Source organism: Rhizobium sp. SSA_523, from assembly GCF_030435705.1.
Lineage (GTDB): Bacteria > Pseudomonadota > Alphaproteobacteria > Rhizobiales > Rhizobiaceae > Neorhizobium.
Window position 1 is genome coordinate 546,008 of sequence record NZ_CP129382.1, and the last position, 17,266, is coordinate 563,273.

The 17,266-nt window shown below is 63.2% G+C and carries 16 protein-coding genes; 5 read left to right on the forward strand and 11 right to left on the reverse strand.

From position 1 onward, the window contains the following. Positions 1 to 813 precede the first annotated feature (813 nt). The 6 genes from rpmG to topA form a co-directional block, all read right to left on the reverse strand. Positions 814 to 981 (reverse strand): 50S ribosomal protein L33, encoded by a 168-nt coding sequence (gene rpmG, locus QTJ18_RS10890; protein WP_007626161.1) that lies wholly within the window; start codon positions 979 to 981, stop codon positions 814 to 816. Between the two features lie 95 nt (positions 982 to 1,076). Next, complete coding sequence (locus tag QTJ18_RS10895) at positions 1,077 to 2,261, reverse strand: MFS transporter (protein WP_252751404.1); 1,185 nt, start codon at positions 2,259 to 2,261, stop codon at positions 1,077 to 1,079. Positions 2,262 to 2,591: 330 nt separating this feature from the next. Next, complete coding sequence (locus QTJ18_RS10900; protein ID WP_252751403.1) at positions 2,592 to 3,296, reverse strand: NUDIX hydrolase; 705 nt, start codon at positions 3,294 to 3,296, stop codon at positions 2,592 to 2,594. Next, positions 3,293 to 3,760 (reverse strand): DUF983 domain-containing protein, encoded by a 468-nt coding sequence (locus QTJ18_RS10905; RefSeq protein ID WP_252751402.1) that lies wholly within the window; start codon positions 3,758 to 3,760, stop codon positions 3,293 to 3,295. The genes QTJ18_RS10900 and QTJ18_RS10905 overlap by 4 nt, the downstream gene beginning before the upstream one ends. A gap of 10 nt (positions 3,761 to 3,770) precedes the next feature. Continuing rightward, the gene (gene rnr / locus QTJ18_RS10910) at positions 3,771 to 6,131 is read right to left on the reverse strand and encodes a ribonuclease R (protein ID WP_252751401.1); all 2,361 of its coding nucleotides are present in this window, start codon (positions 6,129 to 6,131) and stop codon (positions 3,771 to 3,773) included. Beyond that, positions 6,128 to 8,854: a type I DNA topoisomerase gene (gene topA / locus QTJ18_RS10915; protein WP_252751400.1), complete on the reverse strand. Its 2,727-nt coding sequence runs from the start codon at positions 8,852 to 8,854 to the stop codon at positions 6,128 to 6,130. Before topA ends, rnr begins: the two co-directional genes overlap by 4 nt. A gap of 234 nt (positions 8,855 to 9,088) precedes the next feature. On the opposite strand from topA, the gene QTJ18_RS10920 reads away from it, so the two are divergent. Then, the gene (locus QTJ18_RS10920) at positions 9,089 to 9,292 is read left to right on the forward strand and encodes a hypothetical protein (protein ID WP_252751399.1); all 204 of its coding nucleotides are present in this window, start codon (positions 9,089 to 9,091) and stop codon (positions 9,290 to 9,292) included. On the opposite strand, the gene dprA is transcribed toward QTJ18_RS10920, so the two are convergent. The 4 genes from dprA to QTJ18_RS10940 are packed head-to-tail and all read right to left on the reverse strand — an operon-like array spanning position 9,272 to position 13,306. After that, entirely contained in the window at positions 9,272 to 10,423 is a 1,152-nt protein-coding gene (gene dprA, locus QTJ18_RS10925) for a DNA-processing protein DprA (protein ID WP_252751398.1), read from the reverse strand. The genes QTJ18_RS10920 and dprA overlap by 21 nt on opposite strands. 6 nt (positions 10,424 to 10,429) lie before the next feature. Beyond that, positions 10,430 to 11,047: a glycerol-3-phosphate 1-O-acyltransferase PlsY gene (gene plsY / locus QTJ18_RS10930; protein ID WP_252751397.1), complete on the reverse strand. Its 618-nt coding sequence runs from the start codon at positions 11,045 to 11,047 to the stop codon at positions 10,430 to 10,432. Positions 11,048 to 11,060: 13 nt separating this feature from the next. Further along, on the reverse strand, positions 11,061 to 12,353 hold the full coding sequence (locus QTJ18_RS10935; protein ID WP_252751396.1) for a dihydroorotase: 1,293 nt from the start codon (positions 12,351 to 12,353) through the stop codon (positions 11,061 to 11,063). Further along, positions 12,350 to 13,306, reverse strand: a complete 957-nt coding sequence (locus QTJ18_RS10940; RefSeq protein WP_252751395.1) for an aspartate carbamoyltransferase catalytic subunit — start codon at positions 13,304 to 13,306, stop codon at positions 12,350 to 12,352. The genes QTJ18_RS10935 and QTJ18_RS10940 overlap by 4 nt, the downstream gene beginning before the upstream one ends. Positions 13,307 to 13,432: 126 nt before the next feature. On the opposite strand from QTJ18_RS10940, the gene QTJ18_RS10945 reads away from it, so the two are divergent. The 3 genes from QTJ18_RS10945 (at position 13,433) to QTJ18_RS10955 (ending at position 15,819) form a co-directional block, all read left to right on the forward strand. Then, positions 13,433 to 15,085 (forward strand): acyl-CoA dehydrogenase family protein, encoded by a 1,653-nt coding sequence (locus tag QTJ18_RS10945; protein WP_252751394.1) that lies wholly within the window; start codon positions 13,433 to 13,435, stop codon positions 15,083 to 15,085. Between the two features lie 213 nt (positions 15,086 to 15,298). Continuing rightward, positions 15,299 to 15,469, forward strand: coding sequence for a hypothetical protein (locus tag QTJ18_RS10950; RefSeq protein ID WP_252751393.1), 171 nt, complete (start codon positions 15,299 to 15,301; stop codon positions 15,467 to 15,469). Then, complete coding sequence (locus tag QTJ18_RS10955; RefSeq protein ID WP_252751392.1) at positions 15,466 to 15,819, forward strand: DUF6105 family protein; 354 nt, start codon at positions 15,466 to 15,468, stop codon at positions 15,817 to 15,819. Before QTJ18_RS10950 ends, QTJ18_RS10955 begins: the two co-directional genes overlap by 4 nt. Here QTJ18_RS10955 and ruvX read toward each other — a convergent pair. Further along, positions 15,735 to 16,250, reverse strand: a complete 516-nt coding sequence (gene ruvX, locus QTJ18_RS10960; protein ID WP_252751391.1) for a Holliday junction resolvase RuvX — start codon at positions 16,248 to 16,250, stop codon at positions 15,735 to 15,737. The genes QTJ18_RS10955 and ruvX overlap by 85 nt on opposite strands. A gap of 186 nt (positions 16,251 to 16,436) precedes the next feature. Here ruvX and QTJ18_RS10965 point away from each other — a divergent pair, with 186 nt between their 5' ends. Then, positions 16,437 to 17,141 (forward strand): metal-dependent hydrolase, encoded by a 705-nt coding sequence (locus QTJ18_RS10965; protein WP_252751390.1) that lies wholly within the window; start codon positions 16,437 to 16,439, stop codon positions 17,139 to 17,141. Positions 17,142 to 17,266 lie beyond the last annotated feature (125 nt).

Sequence of the window (17,266 nt, forward strand, 5' to 3'; positions counted from 1 at the left end):
GCGTTCTACCATAGCTATTTGGTATTGGTCATGACGACGTCACTCTTTTGACCCTATAGTTCGGCGCAGTGCGAGGCGAGGCAAGGCAAGCGCGACCATAACCGTTACCGGCAAGCTTGCGACCCGACCACGCCGCTGCTGTTTAAACTGGTTGGGATGCGAGAGAAGCTCGTATTTTTGGGTTGAAATGTAAGAAATTCCACATTGTGACTTGAGGTTGCCACAGTTATGGAGCTTTCAATTTTAACCATGAGTACCGAGAATTGTGTGTTGCGTTAAGATTAGGTTGATTTTCGGAAGGTTTTACGCGAGTTTAGCGACATCGGGTTTTGCTCCTTCGGGAGCGCGCTATACCCCATGATGCTCAGGTCCGCCGCATCTCCTGGGTCGTGGGGTCGGTCGGCCGGCGTGCAAATCAGCGGTTCCTCGTACCGCCCTGCATGCTGGCCGACCCCCTTTTGGGGCTCCGCACAAACGCTCTCATCATTGAAGGTAAGCCTTAAGTTCCGGGGCGGCTGATCGTCAGCCGGTCCTTCGGAGCAAGGCCGCATTGCGCCGCTGATCCCGGCGGCGCTGTCTCGCGCCGTGGATTCTGGCTGGGGCTGTCACGCGCTGCGCGTTTAACTTGCTTGCCGTGTCGAAGTCCTTCCACAGGCGAGCGAGGAGGAGCAGCAAAAAACCCGGGAATGAGGGGCAGGCACGGATAGCGGGTAAGGGCCGGCGGGAGAGAAGGCGGCGGGCAAGAAGGCGGCGGGCAATAAAAAAGGCGCGGAACCCTGCGGCACCGCGCCTTTGACTGGAACAAGGTCAAGCTTACTTGATCTTGGTTTCCTTGAACTCGACGTGCTTGCGCGCGACGGGGTCGTACTTGGTCTTCGTCATCTTGTCCGTCATCGTACGGCTGTTCTTCGTCGTGACGTAGAAGAAACCGGTATCGGCCGTCGACAGCAGCTTGATCTTGATGGTCGTAGCTTTCGCCATGGTCTTCCTGCCTTTAAATAAAAATCAAGCCGGGGAATGCCTGAGCGCTGTCCACGGCGAAATCTGGCGCGAAACTACAAATCGCGCCCGAAAAGTCAAGCCCGATTGCGGCCGAAAAGCAATCGGCCGATGGATATCAGCACATAAAGCGCGAAGAAGCCGGCCAGGGCATAGGCAAAGCCGTTATTTCCGGTGATATCGATGGCCGCGCCGATGGCCTGAGGCCCGGCGACCGTGCCGATCGCATAGCAGAAGACGAAGGCCGCGTTGGCCGCCGCCAGGTCTGATCCGGTCAGCCGCGAGCCGAGATGCGCCAGCCCCACCGTATACAGGCCGGACACGCAGCCGCCCCAGACGAGAAGCAGGCCGGCCATCAGCCACCAGTGCTCGATGAGATAGGGAAGCGCCAGAGCCCCTGCCAGGCCCGCCACGGCCATCATGAACAGCATGGGACGGCGATCCTTGAGGCGATCGGAAATCATGCCGAAGGGGATCTGGAAGACCATGTTGCCAAGGCCCATGACGGTCAGCAGCAGTGCCGCATGCGATTCGTTCAACCCGGCGCGATTGGCATAGACCGGAAAGAGCGACAGGCCGCCCGCTTCGACGGCGCCGAAAACGAAGACGGCCGCCGTGGCTGTCGGCACCAGATACACATAGCGCAGGAAATGTTTCTGCGGCTTCTCATCCAGCACCGGATTCTCGTCGCGCGCTATATAGATCGGCACAAAGGCCAGCAGGATGGCGGCGGCACCGATGAGGAAGGGCAGGATGCCCTCGCTGCCGATGGCCGAGAAGATCAGCGGTCCCATGGCGAAACCGACGGCGAGCACCGTTGCATAGATGCCGAGCACAAGCCCGCGGCGTCGCGGAGGCGCTGCGGCATTGATCCAGAATTCGGAGAGGATGAAGAGTGTCGTGGTCGCCCCGTGGAAGGCGAACCGCAACGGGAACCACATCCAGAACTCGCTCGCGTAATAGAAGCCGAGGGCGCTGATGGCGGAGATCACCACGGCCCAGAGCATGGTGCGCGCGACGCCGAAGGAATGCGCAAGCCTGGTGGTGATCGGCGCGGCGATCATCGCGGCCACCCCGGCCATGGCGGAATTCAGGCCGATCAGCGTGGAGGATATGCCCCGCTTTTCGAGAATGATGCTGAGCAGCGGCAGGCCGAGACCGATGGCGATCCCGACCGCGCTGATGGCCGAAATGGCGGCAAAGAGCGAGGGCCAGTGGATATCTTCCCGGTGGCCGTCGCCGCCGCACGTCCGTTCGGACATTTCTCGTTCCTTCGCCTGCAAATCCATTTTACATTAGGTCTCGGTGAGTGGGATGGGTTGAACCGGGGGTCTGCCGGATCACCATTGACACCATGGCTGGGGCGATTTCGCGACGGGTCCGGCGCGCAGCTGCAGTCGCAAGCCCTGCAACCGGCAAGAGCCGCCAAGGGCCTGGCCTGTCGGCCGGCTTCGGCTGGATGTGAAAATCTGCGCTGCCACGTTTCTCGTTCCCGTCATTCCGACCGAATGGTCTTGAGTGGCCGACTGCCTTGAGCCGCATCGCTGCATCCATTGCCGCGTGGAGAGTTAACGCACAATCCTTGACAAGAGTTACAGCCGATGGCGCACAAACTCACCCTTTCGGAAAGAATAGGCATAGGCCTGGCTTCCAAACGGCAAAGACGGCTCGGACTCAAGCAAAATCTTCAGATCGCCAGCGACAGCCGTCAGGATCGGCGGCAGACGGACCGAATCGAGCGCGGCCAGATCCAGCCAATGGAAGTCGGTAAGCTCGGTGCTGGACTGGAGATTGCCGAGATCCACCTGCGCCTCATCGACAAAGGTCGCAAAGAAGCGGTTGTCGAAGCGACGCACGGCGCCGGGTGGCGTAACCGCCCGTCCGATGAGACGCAGGGAGGAGAGATCCGGGCGATAGGGCGCCTCGGACCCAGCCTGCGGGCCGAGGCTCAGACCCGTCTCCTCGCGCAATTCGCGAAGCGCAGCCAAAGCCAGGGCGCGGGCGCCGGCCGGCGTCAGGCGCGGCGAACAGCGCCGCAGGAGGATGTCCAGGACGGCGGGATGAAGGTCTTTTGCGAAGGGCAGGGCATGGTCGCGCAGATCGCGCCTGCCGCCGGGAAAGACGTAGAGATCGGGCATGAAGGCATGGCCGCTGGCCCGCCGGCCGACCAGCACGCGCTTGGTGGGGCCACTGCGATCGATCAGGATCAGCGATGCCGAAGGCTTTGGCCGCAGCGGCTCTGTCCGCTGCGCCTGCCCTTGCGCCCCCTCAGCAACCGGCTGGAGGCCCGGCGTCATTCGATGGGGTCGCCTCGACCGGGATCGCGGCTCTCGTCTTCCTGACCGAAGCCATGCATGCGCATGGCCCATTGCAGGCCGATTACGGCTCCCTTGATCGGCTGCATGAGCGCCAGCGACATCAGGATGGTGATCGGCACCCAGATGGCGAGATGCGCCCACATCGACAGCGACCAGACCTTCTCCGTCATCATGAACCCGCCGACCGTGACATGGCCTATGATGAAGATTACGAGATAGGGCGGAAGGTCGTCGGCCCGGTGATGGGTGAACTCCTCGCCGCAGACGGCGCAGTGATCCACCGGCTTCAAAAAGCCGCGGAACAGCCGTCCCTCGCCGCAATGGGGGCAGGTGCATTTCAGCCCGCGCAGCACGGATGGGCCAAGGGCGCGTTCGGCCGTCTCGGCCCCGCCGTAACGGATGGGCCGCTGCAGCGTATCGGCATGATTGTCCGATATGGTCATCTGCTCTCTCCTACCGACCGCGACGGGGCGGCCTCGTTCCAGGTTTGCGGGGCGCCTGCCGGTTGCGTCGACCCGATTTGTGGAAGGACCGGGTCGCGGCGCCCATCTTCTGGCCTTCGCTCAGCATTTCGAAACGCAGAGCACCGGCCAGCGGGATGGCTTCCGCCAGTTTCACATCGACGGGATCGCCGATCTGGAAACCGAGACCGGTCTTTTCGCCGATCAGGGCCTGGCGGCTCTCGTCATAGTGAAAATAATCGCTTCCAAGCGTAGATATGGGCACGAAGCCGTCGGCGCCATAGGTGGGAAGCGTGACAAATAGTCCGGCCTTGGTCACACCAGAGACGCGCCCCTCGAATTCCTGGCCGACGCGCTCCGCCAGATGATGGGCGATCAGCCGGTTGATCGTGTCGCGCTCGGCGGCCATGGCGCGCCGCTCGAAGGTCGAGATCTCGGCCGCGATATCGTCGAGCTGAGCCTCTTCCTCCTTGGTGATACCGCCTTCGCCGAGCCCCAGCGATCCCACCAGCGCGCGATGCACGATCAGGTCGGCATAGCGGCGGATGGGAGAGGTGAAATGCGCGTATTTCATCAGGTTCAGGCCGAAATGCCCGATGTTTTCCGGGCTGTAGACGGCCTGGCTCTGGCTGCGCAGGACCATTTCATTGACCATGACCTGATGCGGCGTATCCTCGGCCTTGGCCAGAATGCCGTTAAAGGAATTGGCGCGGACCTGCCCGCCCTTGGCCATGGACATTCCGAGACTGGCCAGGAATTCGCGCAAGACCTCCTGCTTGGCCAGCGATGGGGCATCGTGGACGCGGTAGACGAGCGGTTGGCGTCGCTTTTCCAGTGTTTCGGCGGCGGCGACATTGGCCTGGATCATCATTTCCTCGATCAGCTTGTGGGCGTCGAGACGTTCGGGAATGATGACCTTGTCGACGGTGCCGTCGGATTTGAGAAGGAGCTTGCGTTCCGGCATGTCGAGTTCGAGCGGCTGACGCCGGTCGCGGCCGCGCTTCATGATGCCATAGGCGTTCCACAACGGCTTCAGGATCGGGTCGAGCAGCGGCTGGGCTTTGTCGTCGGGCTTGCCGTCAATCGCTGCCTGCGCCTGATTGTAGGAGAGTTTCGCCGCGCTCTTCATCATGATGCGATGGAAGGTGTGGCTTGCCTTCTTGCCCTCCCGCGAAAACACCATCCGCACCGCAAGCGCCGGACGATCCTCGCCCTCCCGCAGCGAGCAGAGGTCGTTGGAGATGCGCTCCGGCAGCATGGGCACGACACGGTCCGGAAAATAGACCGAATTGCCGCGCTTGAGCGCTTCCCGATCGAGGGGGGAGCCGGTGCGGACATAATAGGACACATCGGCGATCGCCACCGTGACGATCACCCCGCCCGGATTGTCGGGAGACGCGTCAGGCTCGGCATAGACGGCGTCGTCATGATCCTTGGCATCTGCCGGATCGATGGTGATCAGCGGCAGGTGGCGCCAGTCTTCGCGCTTCACCATGCTTGCCGGCTTGGCGTCTTCCGCCTCGTCCATCACCGATTTCGGGAAGATGTGGGGAATGCCGTGCGAATAGATGGCAATCATCGAGATCGCCTTTTCCGAGGCGACGGATCCAATGACCTTGAGAACCTTGGCGCGGGTGAGGCCGAACCGGTTGCCGCGCAAGACATCCGCCTCGATCAGGTCGCCATCCTTGGCATCCGCCAGATCCGCCTGCGCAATCTGCATTTCCTCGCCCCGGCGATCAATCGGCATGAGCCGCGCGCCGCCCTCCGGCATCATCCGGATCACCCCGAGCGAGGCATTGCGATGCTTGTCGATGACCTTGACGACACGCGCCGTATAGGCCGGCCCGGACCGGTCCTTGTTGGCGAAGATCTTGGCCAGCACGCGGTCGCCGAGACCTGCGGCGGGCGCCTTGCTCTTGCTGCGATTGTCGGAGGACTGGCGAATGAGCACCGCGGGTGCTGCGCCCTGTTCCTCCAGCCATTCGGCGGGCCGGCCGATCAGGTCACCGTCCTTGTCACGCGTGGTGATGTCGAGCACCGTCATCGGCGGCAGGGCGCCCGGCCTCGTCAGCGCCTTGCGGTTCTTCTGCAGCAGGCCTTCATCTTCCAGATCGCGCAGCAGGTCCTTCAGCTCCACCCGCGCCTCGCCCTTCAGGCCGAAAGCCTTGGCGATTTCCCGCTTGGTGGCGCGGTCGGGATTGTCGGCGATGAATTCGAGGAGGACCTCGCGCGGCGGCACCATTCCCTGCACGATCGTCGACGTGTCACCGGAGGCGGCGAGCTCCGCGCGAAGGGCAGCCTTGCGGCTGGTCGAAGGGGAGGGCTTTGCTTCGCGCGTGGTCTTCTTCACGTGTCCGTCTTCTTTGTTTTTGCTGCCGCCTTCGGTTTGGCGGCGGTTTTTGTCTTGGCGGGGCTTTTCTTTGCGGGCGTCGCCCCGTCACCATCCGCGGCCTTGGCCTTGGCCGCAGACTTGGGCGTCTTGGCGGCCTTCGCCGGGGACTTGGCGGCCTTCGCCGGGGACTTGGCGGCCTTCGCCGATTTGGCTTTGCCGGCCGGCATTTTGCCCGCTTTTTCGGTGATCAGCGCCAGAGCTTCCTCGACGGTCACGCTCTGCGGATCCTTGCCCTTCGGAAGCGTGGCATTGACCTTGCCCCAGTTCACATAGGGTCCATACCGTCCCTCCCGAACCGTCATGGCGCCGCCATCGGGATGGTTCCCCAGTTCCTTGAGGGAAGCCGCCGCGGTGCGCCCGCGCCCTGGGCCCTTGCTCTGCTTTTCGGCCAGAACGGTTACCGCACGGTTCAAGCCGACGGAGAAGACGTCCTCGACGCTTTCCAGATTGGCATAGGTCCCGTCATGCAGCAGGAAGGGACCATAGCGTCCAATACCGGCGGAGATCATCTTGCCGGTCTCGGGATGCTTGCCCACATCGCGCGGCAGGTTGATGAGGGCGAGCGCCTTTTCGTGGTCGATCTCCTCCGGCTTCCAGCCGCGTGGCAGCGAGGCGCGCTTGGCTTCCTTGCCGTCTCCGCGCTGGATATAGGGTCCGAACCGGCCGGACCGCAAGGTCAGTTCCTCGCCCGTCATCGGGTCCGTGCCGAGCGCCTTCGGCTCGTTCAGCGCAGTGGCCTCCGCCTCCGTGCCATCGGAGGAGAGCTGGCGCGTGAAATTGCATTCGGGATAGTTGGAGCAACCGACGAAGGCGCCGTATTTGCCAAGCTTCAGCGACAGATTGCCCGTGCCGCAGACCTGGCAGATGCGCGGATCCGATCCATCCTCCCGCTTCGGGAAGACGAGCGGCGCCAAGGCCTCGTTCAGCGCATCGAGGACATTGGTGACACGCAATTCCTTGGTGTCTTCGATCTGGGCGAAGAAGTCCTGCCAGAAATCCCGCAGCACCTGCTTCCAGTTCAGCTCGCCCGAGGAGATCCGGTCCAGCTTCTCTTCCAGATCAGCAGTGAAGTCATACTCCACATATTTGGTGAAGAAGTTCTCCAGGAACGCTGTCACCAGCCGCCCCTTGGAATGCGGAATGAGCTTGCGCTTGTCGACGACGATGTATTCGCGGTCGCTCAGCGTCTTGAGCGTCGCCGCATAGGTGGAGGGCCGGCCGATGCCCAGCTCTTCCATCTTCTTGATCAGCGAGGCTTCCGAATAGCGCGGCGGCGGCTCGGTGAAGTGCTGGCTTGCATTCACCTGACGCTTTGCGAGTGTCTCACGCGCATTGATCTCCGGCAGGCGGCCATCCTCGTCCTCGTCACCGGATTCGCCTTCTTCGCGCTGGTCCATATAGGCGGCCAGGAAGCCATCAAAGCGAATGACCGAGCCGACGGCACGCAGGCCCGCCCGCTCGGCGCCGTTGGCGGCCATGATTTCCACGGTCGTCCGTTCCATTTCCGCAGAGGCCATCTGGCTGGCAATGCCGCGCTTCCAGATCAGTTCGTAAAGGCGCATCTGGTCATTGTCGAGAAAGCGGCGAACCTTGTCCGGCGAACGGTTGAAGTCGGTCGGGCGGATGGCTTCATGCGCCTCCTGGGCATTCTTCGCCTTGGTGGAGTAGAAGCGCGCCTTTTCGGGCAGGTAACGCTGGCCGAACTGATCGCCGATGGCGCGGCGCGCCGCATCGATCGCCTCGGGTGCCATCTGCACGCCGTCTGTACGCATATAGGTGATGAGACCGACCGTCTCTCCGCCGATATCGACCCCTTCATAGAGTTTCTGCGCGACCTGCATGGTGCGCGAGGCCGAGAAGCCGAGATTGGACGAAGCGGCCTGCTGCAGCGTAGATGTGGTGAAGGGCGGGCCGGGATTGCGCTTGACCGGCTTGGCTTCGACCGATTCCACGCTATAGGCCGCACCGTCGAGCAGGTTCTTCAGGCGGTTGGCATCGGTGCCGTTCTTGACGCCGCGGGCCTGAAGGCGCTTGCCGTCGGCGGAAACCAGCTTGGCCTCGAATTCGTCGCCGCGCGGCGTCTTCAGCCGGGCGGAGATATTCCAGTATTCCTCGGCAACGAAGCGCTCGATTTCGGATTCGCGGTCACAGACGAGACGCAGCGCGACTGATTGCACGCGGCCGGCCGATCGGGCGCCGGGAAGCTTGCGCCACAGGACGGGAGACAGGTTGAAGCCGACCAGATAATCCAGCGCGCGCCTTGCGAGATAGGCATCGACCAGCGCGATGTCGATATCGCGCGGATTGGCCATGGCGTCGAGGACGGCCTTCTTGGTAATGGCATTGAAGACGACGCGCTTGACCGGCTTGTCGCCGATCACCCGCTTCTTCTTCAAAAGGTCAAGCACATGCCAGGAAATGGCTTCCCCTTCGCGATCCGGGTCGGTGGCCAGAAACAGGCCGTCGGATCCTTTGACGGCATCGGCAATGTCTTTCATTCGCTTGGCCGAAGCACCATCGACCTCCCAGGACATTTCGAAATCCTGGTCGGGAAGGACCGAGCCGTCCTTGGCGGGAAGGTCGCGGACGTGACCGAAGGAAGCGAGAACCTTGTAGCCGGATCCAAGATACTTGTTGATGGTCTTGGCCTTGGCCGGAGATTCTACGACGACAACATTCATAATGACTCTCTGGGACGTGCGGGTGGCGGCTTCGGGATGAGCGGCCGTCGATCTGACCTCTCGACATGGATGGGCTTTCGTCCGCGGTCAAGAGGCAGCAGCCATTTTTGCCGGCGCCGGGTCTTGCAACTAAAAGGGGTGATAAATGTAATTGCAACGGTTAATAAGCTGTGTCATCTTGCAATCATACTTATTTATTCTCGCTAAAGTAGTATTGATCGGTGGAAGGTTACGATGGTCAGGAATAATTACGATCCCGGCACCGAAGAAATGTCGACGGCGAACATCGCCTATGTCCGTCAAATGCTCGGGCAATTGCGTCAGGTGGCGGCACGGGAACAGGCGCATCTCCTGTGCTATCTGATCGAGATGGCCTATGTGGAGGCAGGCGACCTTCTGACCCGTCAGGCGGGCCGTTCAGTCGGGCATCAGAATTGAGACCATGCCGCCTGGATTACGGTGCAGACGCCCCGCCAGGTCCAGTTCCAAAAGAACCATATAGATGGTGGATGCCGGCAGTTCGGTGTGGCGGATGATGTCGTCGATCTCGACCGGCGTCGGACCCAGCGCCCCGGTGATGCGGGCGCGCTCGGACGCATCCGGCGGGGGAACGGGTGCATTGACGTCGCTTTCGTCCGGCTCGTCGACCATGGGCGGCGTGAAGAGATCAAGCTCGGACAGCGGCGCGAGCGCTTCCAGGACATCGGCGGATCCGGTGGTCACGGTTGCGCCCTGCTTGAGAAGTGCATTGGTGCCGTGGCAGCGTGGATCGAGCGGCGAGCCGGGCACGGCAAAGACCAGCCGGCCGAATTCGGCAGCCATGCGGGCGGTAATCAGCGAGCCGGATCGCTCGGCGGCCTCGATGACGACGACGCCCAGCGAAATTCCGGCGATCAAGCGGTTGCGTCGCGGGAAATCGCGGGCGCGGGGCTCCCAGCCGAGCGGCATTTCGGTGACGGCGAGGCCGCGTCCTTCGGTGATCTCCTGCAGCAGGCCCAGATTGTCCGGCGGATAGGGTTGGTCCAGGCCGCCGGCCAAAACCGCGATCGTGCCGGTCTCGAGGCTGGCGCGATGGGCCGCCGCATCGATGCCGCGCGCCAGGCCCGAGGTGACGGTGTAGCCGGCCCGGCCGCAATCGCGGGCGATCATGGCGGCGAATTTGGCACCGCTGATCGAGGCATTGCGCGATCCGACTATGCCGACCGAGGGGCGGGCCGCGGCCGTGGCATCGCCCTTGACCGACAGGATCGGCGGGGCGGCATCGATCTGCCGCAGGGCGGCCGGATAATCCGGCTCGCCGATGCCGACGATCCGTCCGCCGATCCTCGCCAGTTGCGTCAGCTCGCGCTCGGCATCGTCCACCGACGCAATCCGGATCGCCCGCTCCGCGCCGCCGCGGCGCGACAGGTCGGGCAGGGCCGAAAGGGCGGCCTCCGCGGAGCCGAAATGATTGATCAGGTCGCGGAATGTCGAGGGGCCGACATTATCGCTGCGGATCAAGCGCAGCCAGGCGATCCTCTGCCGGTCCGAAAGCGCAATTCCTTTTCGTCTTGCGCTGTCGGTGGGCATGAAGCATTACCCCTTCTGGCCGATCTTGCTCTCGGTGCCGCTGATCAGGCGCTCGATATTGGCCTTGTGCTTCCAATAGGAAATCACGGTCATTGCCGCCATCACCAGCGCGATCTTCTGCTCGCCTACTATCCACAGCGCCACAGGGATGACAAGGGTCGCCACCAGCGCCGCCAGCGAAGAATAGCGGCTGAGCTTGGCGATCGTCAGCCAGACAAAGGCGAAGACGATCACCATGGCCGGAGCGACGCCGAGCAGCATGCCGATATAGGTCGCCACGCCCTTGCCACCCTTGAAGCCCAGCCAGATCGGAAAAAGATGGCCGAGAAAGGCGGCAAACCCGCCCAGCAGCCCGGCTTCCGGACCCCAGAGCGCCTGCGCGAGAAGCGCGGCGGCGGTGGCCTTGAAGGCATCGAGAAACAGCGTGGCGGCGGCGAGCTTCTTGTTGCCGGTGCGCAGCACGTTGGTGGCGCCGATATTGCCCGAGCCGATGGCGCGGATATCGCCGAGACCGGCAGCCTTGGTCAGCAGCAGGCCGAAGGGGATCGATCCCAGCAGATAGCCGAGAGCCAGGGCCATTGCCGCAACCGGCAGGGTGATCGACCAGGTCAGGATATCGGCCATGCAGGTTTTCTCCTCACAGGGAATGAACGAGGCGGCCGGCGACATAGGTGGCCACGGCGCGGCCGCTGAAGCGGGCTTCATCGAAAGGTGTGTTCTTGGAGCGCGACAGGATCATGTCCTTGGAAACCAGCCAGGGTTCGTCGAGATCGACCAGCGCGATGTCGGCTTTCGCGCCCGGCTTCAGCGTGCCGGCATCGAGGCCGAAGATCTCGGCAGGCCGGGTCGACATGGCATGGATCAGACGCATCAGCGGCACCCGGTCGGCATGCAGCAGGCGCAGCGCCGCCGACAACATGGTCTCCAGGCCGATCGCACCATCGGCGGCATCGGAAAAGGGCAGGCGCTTCGTATCGACATCCTGCGGATCATGCGAGGAGACGATGATGTCGATCGTGCCATCCGCCAGGGCATCGACCATGGCCTGGCGGTCATCCTCGCTGCGCAGCGGCGGCGACAGCTTGAAGAAGGTCCGGTACTCGCCGATATCGTTCTCGTTGAGCGACAGGTGGTTGATCGAGACGGCGCAGGTGGCGGTGGCGCCGCGCTTTCGCGCCAGACGGATCGCCTCGGCCGATTCCGGCACCGAAATCTTGGCGGCATGGTAGTGGGCGCCGGTCAGCGCGGCGATCCGCAGATCGCGTTCGAGCGGGATCACTTCCGCCTCGCGCGGCGCGCCCGACAGGCCGAGCCAGCTGGCAAACAGGCCCTCGTTCATCACCCCATGCACGGCGAGATAGGGATCGCGCGCCTCCAGTGAAATCACGGCGTCGAAGGCGCGGGCATAGGTCATCGCCCGGCGCAGCACCTGCGTATCGGCCATGGCGTGGCGCCCTTGCGTGAAGGCGACGGCGCCGGCTGCCTTCAGCATGCCGATCTCGGTCATCTCCTCGCCGTTCAAACCCCGGGTGAGGGCGGCGGCCGGGTAGACATTGACGGCAGCCTTGTCCCGCGCCGTCTTCTTGACGAATTCGATGAGGGCGATGTCGTCCAGCACCGGATCGGTGTCCGGCATCATGATGAAGCTCGTCACGCCGCCGGCTGCCGCGGCGCGTCCGGCCGATTCGATCGTCTCCCGGTGTTCGGCGCCCGGCTCCCCCAGATAGACGCGGGCATCCACGAGACCGGGCGTGGCGACAAGGCCCTGGCAATCGCGGATCTCGGCGCCCTCCGGGGCGCCCTGGTTCTGGGCGTCGCGGCCTGCCGCAAGAATGCGGCCGCTGTCATCGACGACCAGTGTCCCGATCTCGTCGAGATTGCGCGAGGGATCGACGATGCGGGCATTCTTCAGGACGAGAGGCTTGTTCATGCTCCGGCTCCTTCGCTGCGCGGGCCTCTGTTCTGCGAGACCAGAAGCGTTTCGAGAACCGCCATGCGCACCGCAACCCCCATTTCCACCTGCGCCTCGATGACGCTCTGAGGCCCGTCTGCCACTTCGGACGCGATCTCCACGCCGCGATTCATGGGCCCGGGATGCATGACGAGCGCGTCCGGCTTCGCCGCCTTCAGCTTGTCGCCATCGAGGCCGAAGAAGTGGAAATATTCCCGCACGGAAGGCACGAAGGCGCCGGCCATGCGTTCGCGCTGCAGGCGCAGCATCATCACCACATCGGCATCCTTCAGCCCCTCTTCCATCGAGTGGAAAACCTCGACACCCATCTGCGCGATGCCGGAGGGCAGCAGCGTTGCCGGTGCCACGACGCGCACGCGGGCGCCCATGGCGTTGAGGAGCAGGATGTTCGACCGTGCCACGCGCGAATGCAGGACATCGCCGCAAATGGCGACGATGATGCGCGACAGCTTGCCCTTGGCGCGACGGATCGTCAGCGCATCGAGGAGCGCCTGGGTCGGATGCTCGTGCTGCCCGTCGCCGGCATTGATGACGGAGCAGGCCACCTTCTGCGACAGAAGGGCGGCGGCGCCGGCGCTTGCATGGCGGATGACCAGCACATCGGGCCGCATGGCATTCAAGGTCATGGCCGTATCGATGAGCGTCTCGCCCTTCTTGACCGAGGAGTTCCCGACGGACATGTTCATCACGTCGGCGCCGAGGCGCTTGCCGGCCAGTTCGAAGGAGGACTGGGTGCGGGTGGAGGCTTCGAAGAAGAGATTGATCTGCGTCAGTCCGCGCAGCGTCGACGTTTTCTTCTCCACCTGCCGGCTGATCTTGACCGCCTCGTCGGCCTTGTCGAGAAGGAAGGTGATGTCCTGCTCGGTCAGGCCCTTGATCCCGAGGAGATGGCGGTGGGGAAAGAAGACCACGTAAAAACGTCCTCCGCTGATGTCACGCGGTCTATAGAGACAGGCAGGCCACGGGGCAAGCGGATGCTTTCATCGAGGCGATGAGATCCCCATGCAATTTCCGCCAATATAGATTACAAGCACGGCATGAATCAAATGACCCGGACCGACGATACATTCAACGAGCTGAACCAGCCCAGCCTCTGGTCCGGTATCAATGCCTACAGGACAGACCCGCTGATGGTGGATCTGACCGCGGGGCTGCATCGCAGCGTGCGCGAGGAATTTGACGCGCTCGGCCGCTATGTCACCTCGCCGGAAGCGCAGGAACTGGCGCGGATGGCCAATGAGAATCCGCCGAAGCTGAAGACGCACGGGCCGCGCGGCGAAAGGCTGGATACGGTGGAATTCCATCCGGCCTGGCATGCGCTGATGCGCCGGTCCATGGCCAGCGGCCTGCATTCCTCGCTGTGGGAAAATGCGCCGGAATCGCGCAATGCGCAGCACCGCGCCCGCGCCGCACGCTTTTATCTGTCCTCGCAGCTGGAATGCGGCCATCTGTGCCCGCTGACGATGACGAGCGCCTCTGTGGCGGCGATGATGGCTTCGCCGCGGGTGCACAAGGAATGGGCGCCGCGGATCCTGTCGCGTAAATATGACAGCTCCAATCGACCCGCCTTCCAGAAGAGCGCCATCACGCTTGGCATGGGCATGACGGAGAAACAGGGCGGCACGGATGTGCGGGCCAACCGCTCCACCGCCGAACGGGTGGGCGAGGGGGTCTACCGCCTGTCAGGCCACAAATGGTTCATGTCGGCGCCGATGAGCGATGCCTTCATCATGCTCGCCAAGACGCAGGAAGGGATATGCTGCTTCCTGGTGCCGCGGCTTCTGGAGGACGGCACCGCCAACGGGCTGCAATTCCAGCGGCTGAAGGACAAGCTCGGCAATCGTTCCAACGCTTCGTCCGAAGTCGAATTCTCCGATGCCTTCGGCTATCTCCTCGGCGAAGCCGGCGGTGGCGTGCGCACCATTCTCGACATGGTGACGCTGACCCGCCTCGATTGCGCTTTGGCATCGTCCGGCATCATGCGCGCCTCGCTGGCCGAAGCCGTGCATCACTGCCGCGGTCGGTCCGTCTTCGGCAAGAACCTGATCGACCAGCCGCTGATGACGCGCGTCCTGGCCGATATGGCGCTCGACGTGGCCGCCGCGACCGCTCTCTCTTACCGCCTGGCCGAATCCTTCGACAAAGCGGGCAGCAATCCCGCCGATGCGGCCTATGCGCGGGTCATGACGCCGGTGATTAAATATTGGGTCTGCAAGATCGCCCCCTCGCTGATCTACGAGGCGATGGAGTGCCTGGGCGGAAACGGCTATGTGGAAGAGCGCCCGCTTGCCCGCCATTACCGCGAGGCACCGGTCAATGCGATCTGGGAAGGCTCGGGCAATGTCATGGCGCTCGACGTTTTGCGCGTGCTCAGCCGCGGACGGGATCTCTTCGAGACTGTCTTCGCCTCTCTCGAGCGCGATCTGGGGCCGAGCGGCCGCAAGACGACGGATGTCCTGCGGGCCGCCATGGCGCTTGCAGAGCGGGACGAGGGGGCGGCGCGCCTTCTCGTCGAGCAATTGGCGCTGGCAGCCGGTGCCGCCGAACTCTTCCGGCTCGGTGCCGGCAAGATCGCCGACGCCTTTCTGGAAACAAGGCTCGCAGGCGGCTGGCGCACCACCTATGGCATGCTCGATTCGCGCTTCGACGCCGCCTATATCGTCGATCTTCTCTATCCCGCCGCCAATTGACCGCACGCAGCCGTATGCCGCGCTGCGTCTTCCAGCCTTTCCACAGCCTGCGCGCGACCCGGTAAAGCCGGCAAAGGCTGGCAAAAGCGGCCGCTTGCGCCAGTGACAGTCCGGCGCGCGTTAACCATATTGACGGGTTCGGATTGCACTTTGCCAGCCGTTCTCTACCTTCCCTGTTAACGAAATGTTAACCATGCGTCGAAGGGTCGAGCCGTGCCGGGAAACCGCGTCTACAGTCTTGCGTTGCATCTGACGTCGCTCGCCGTTTTTGCGGTTCTGCCGCTTGATATTGCCGTTCCGGCGGTTGTTCTGAGCATGATGGCTCTGATCCGCTGGAGCGTCGCACCGGTGGACGAAATGGCGATGAAAGGAGAGGCTGCATGAAGTGGTTTCTGATCCTCTGGGCTGGTCCCGTTCTTCTGCTCGGCGCGTGGTACGGCCTGTCCTACTACGATATGAGCTTCGGCTTCTTCATGCTGACCCGCCAGACGCACGACCTCGTCTTCGAGATTTACGGCAATATCCTGGGCATTGCGCCGCAGGATCTTCCGCCGCTGGTCGCAAGGGCGATTGCGCTCGATAGTCTCGTCGTGGTTGCGATCCTGGCATTCCGGCGGCGAAAGCAGATTGCCGCCTTCTGGCGCAGCCGTCAGTCCGCACGCCCGTCCGAGAGCCAGTCTGTCCGCTCGGTGGCATCGCTCGCCAACAGGGAAAGCCTGTCCAGCGCGCCCTGAAGGATGAAGGACGCTGCCGCCGAATCAATGCGCTCGGCCCGTTTGGCGCGCGAGACATCCATTTCGAGCAGCGCCCGTTCGGCCGCAACGGTCGAAAGCCGTTCATCCCAGAAGACGAAGGGAATATCGGTCTTCTCGCCCATGGTTCGGACGAAGGCGCGGGTCGCCTGGACGCGCGGCCCGGCCGAGCCATCCATGTTCATCGGCAGGCCGATGATGAAGCCCGCCACCTTCTCCCGGGCTGCGAAAGCCAGGAGAACCTCGGCATCCTTGGTGAATTTCACCCGTTTGATCACCGGGCGCGGGCTCGCAAAGCGGCGGCCGAGATCCGACATGGCAAGGCCGATCGTCTTGGTGCCGAGGTCGAGCCCGGCAATCGCCTGGCCGGGCTGGAGCGTGGCTGCCAGTTCCTCGATCGTGCATGTCGCCACGCTGTTCTCCTTCATCGGGCGGCTGCCCGCTTTCCTTCTCTCGGCCGAGGCTTATATGGTGGCGCGAGAGAGCGCCGATCGAGGACCTGCCGGCCCTGTATCTGCCTCCCGCGCCGATCACACCATTCGCCGCTCGGTCAGGCCGAGCCATCACATCAAATCGAAGAGATAACAAGGAGATTTTCCATGAAGATCACCTGGCTAGGCCACTCCGCCTTCCGGATCGAGACCGAGGATGCCAAGATCCTGATCGATCCCTTCCTCACCGGAAACCCTGCCTTTGCCGATCATGATCGCAAGATGGCCGCCGAGGGCGTCACCCATATCCTTCTGACCCATGGCCATGGCGATCATGTGGGCGACACCATCGCGCTTGCGGCGGAAACCGGTGCCGTGGTGCTGGCCAATGCCGATCTCGCCGCATGGCTTGGCGCAAAAGGCGTGACGCGGCTGGAAATGGGCAATACCGGCGGCACCGTCAGTTTCGGCAGTTTCACCGCGACCTTCACCCAGGCCCTGCATTCCTCGGCGCAGATCACCGAGGATGGCGTCTCGCATGCGCTCGGCAATGCCAATGGCCTGATGCTGCATTTCGAGAACGAGCCCTCGCTCCTGCACATGGGCGATACGGATATCTTCACCGATATGGGCCTGATCAACGAGCTCCACCAGCCGGATATCGGCCTCGTGCCGATCGGCGATCGGTTCACGATGGGCGGCGCCGTCGCCGCCCTCGCCTGCCAGCGCTTCTTCGACTTCAAACATGCCATTCCATGCCATTACGGCTCCTTCCCGATCATCGACCAGAGCCCGGAAAAATTCGTGAAAGGCATGGATGGACTGAAGACCCGGGTGGAAACGCCGAAGGTCGGCACGATCCTGTCCTATTGAGCGGCAAGAAGCGGTTGCGGGTGCTGAGCAAGCCCGCAACCCTTCGCCCCTGACATCGTGACGCCCCGGCCGGCCCGGTTCGACGTTACGCCTTGTTCTCCCGCCAGCGAGCCCTTGGCCCAGGC

What these genes read in the sequence shown, in the direction of transcription:
- rpmG (WP_007626161.1), bottom strand. Translation starts at nt 981, where the DNA reads ATGGCGAAAGCTACGACCATCAAGATCAAGCTGCTGTCGACGGCCGAT.
- QTJ18_RS10895 (WP_252751404.1), bottom strand. Translation starts at nt 2,261, where the DNA reads ATGTCCGAACGGACGTGCGGCGGCGACGGCCACCGGGAAGATATCCAC.
- QTJ18_RS10900 (WP_252751403.1), bottom strand. Translation starts at nt 3,296, where the DNA reads ATGACGCCGGGCCTCCAGCCGGTTGCTGAGGGGGCGCAAGGGCAGGCG.
- QTJ18_RS10905 (WP_252751402.1), bottom strand. Translation starts at nt 3,760, where the DNA reads ATGACCATATCGGACAATCATGCCGATACGCTGCAGCGGCCCATCCGT.
- topA (WP_252751400.1), bottom strand. Translation starts at nt 8,854, where the DNA reads ATGAATGTTGTCGTCGTAGAATCTCCGGCCAAGGCCAAGACCATCAAC.
- QTJ18_RS10920 (WP_252751399.1), top strand. Translation starts at nt 9,089, where the DNA reads ATGGTCAGGAATAATTACGATCCCGGCACCGAAGAAATGTCGACGGCG.
- dprA (WP_252751398.1), bottom strand. Translation starts at nt 10,423, where the DNA reads ATGCCCACCGACAGCGCAAGACGAAAAGGAATTGCGCTTTCGGACCGG.
- plsY (WP_252751397.1), bottom strand. Translation starts at nt 11,047, where the DNA reads ATGGCCGATATCCTGACCTGGTCGATCACCCTGCCGGTTGCGGCAATG.
- QTJ18_RS10935 (WP_252751396.1), bottom strand. Translation starts at nt 12,353, where the DNA reads ATGAACAAGCCTCTCGTCCTGAAGAATGCCCGCATCGTCGATCCCTCG.
- QTJ18_RS10945 (WP_252751394.1), top strand. Translation starts at nt 13,433, where the DNA reads ATGAATCAAATGACCCGGACCGACGATACATTCAACGAGCTGAACCAG.
- QTJ18_RS10955 (WP_252751392.1), top strand. Translation starts at nt 15,466, where the DNA reads ATGAAGTGGTTTCTGATCCTCTGGGCTGGTCCCGTTCTTCTGCTCGGC.
- QTJ18_RS10965 (WP_252751390.1), top strand. Translation starts at nt 16,437, where the DNA reads ATGAAGATCACCTGGCTAGGCCACTCCGCCTTCCGGATCGAGACCGAG.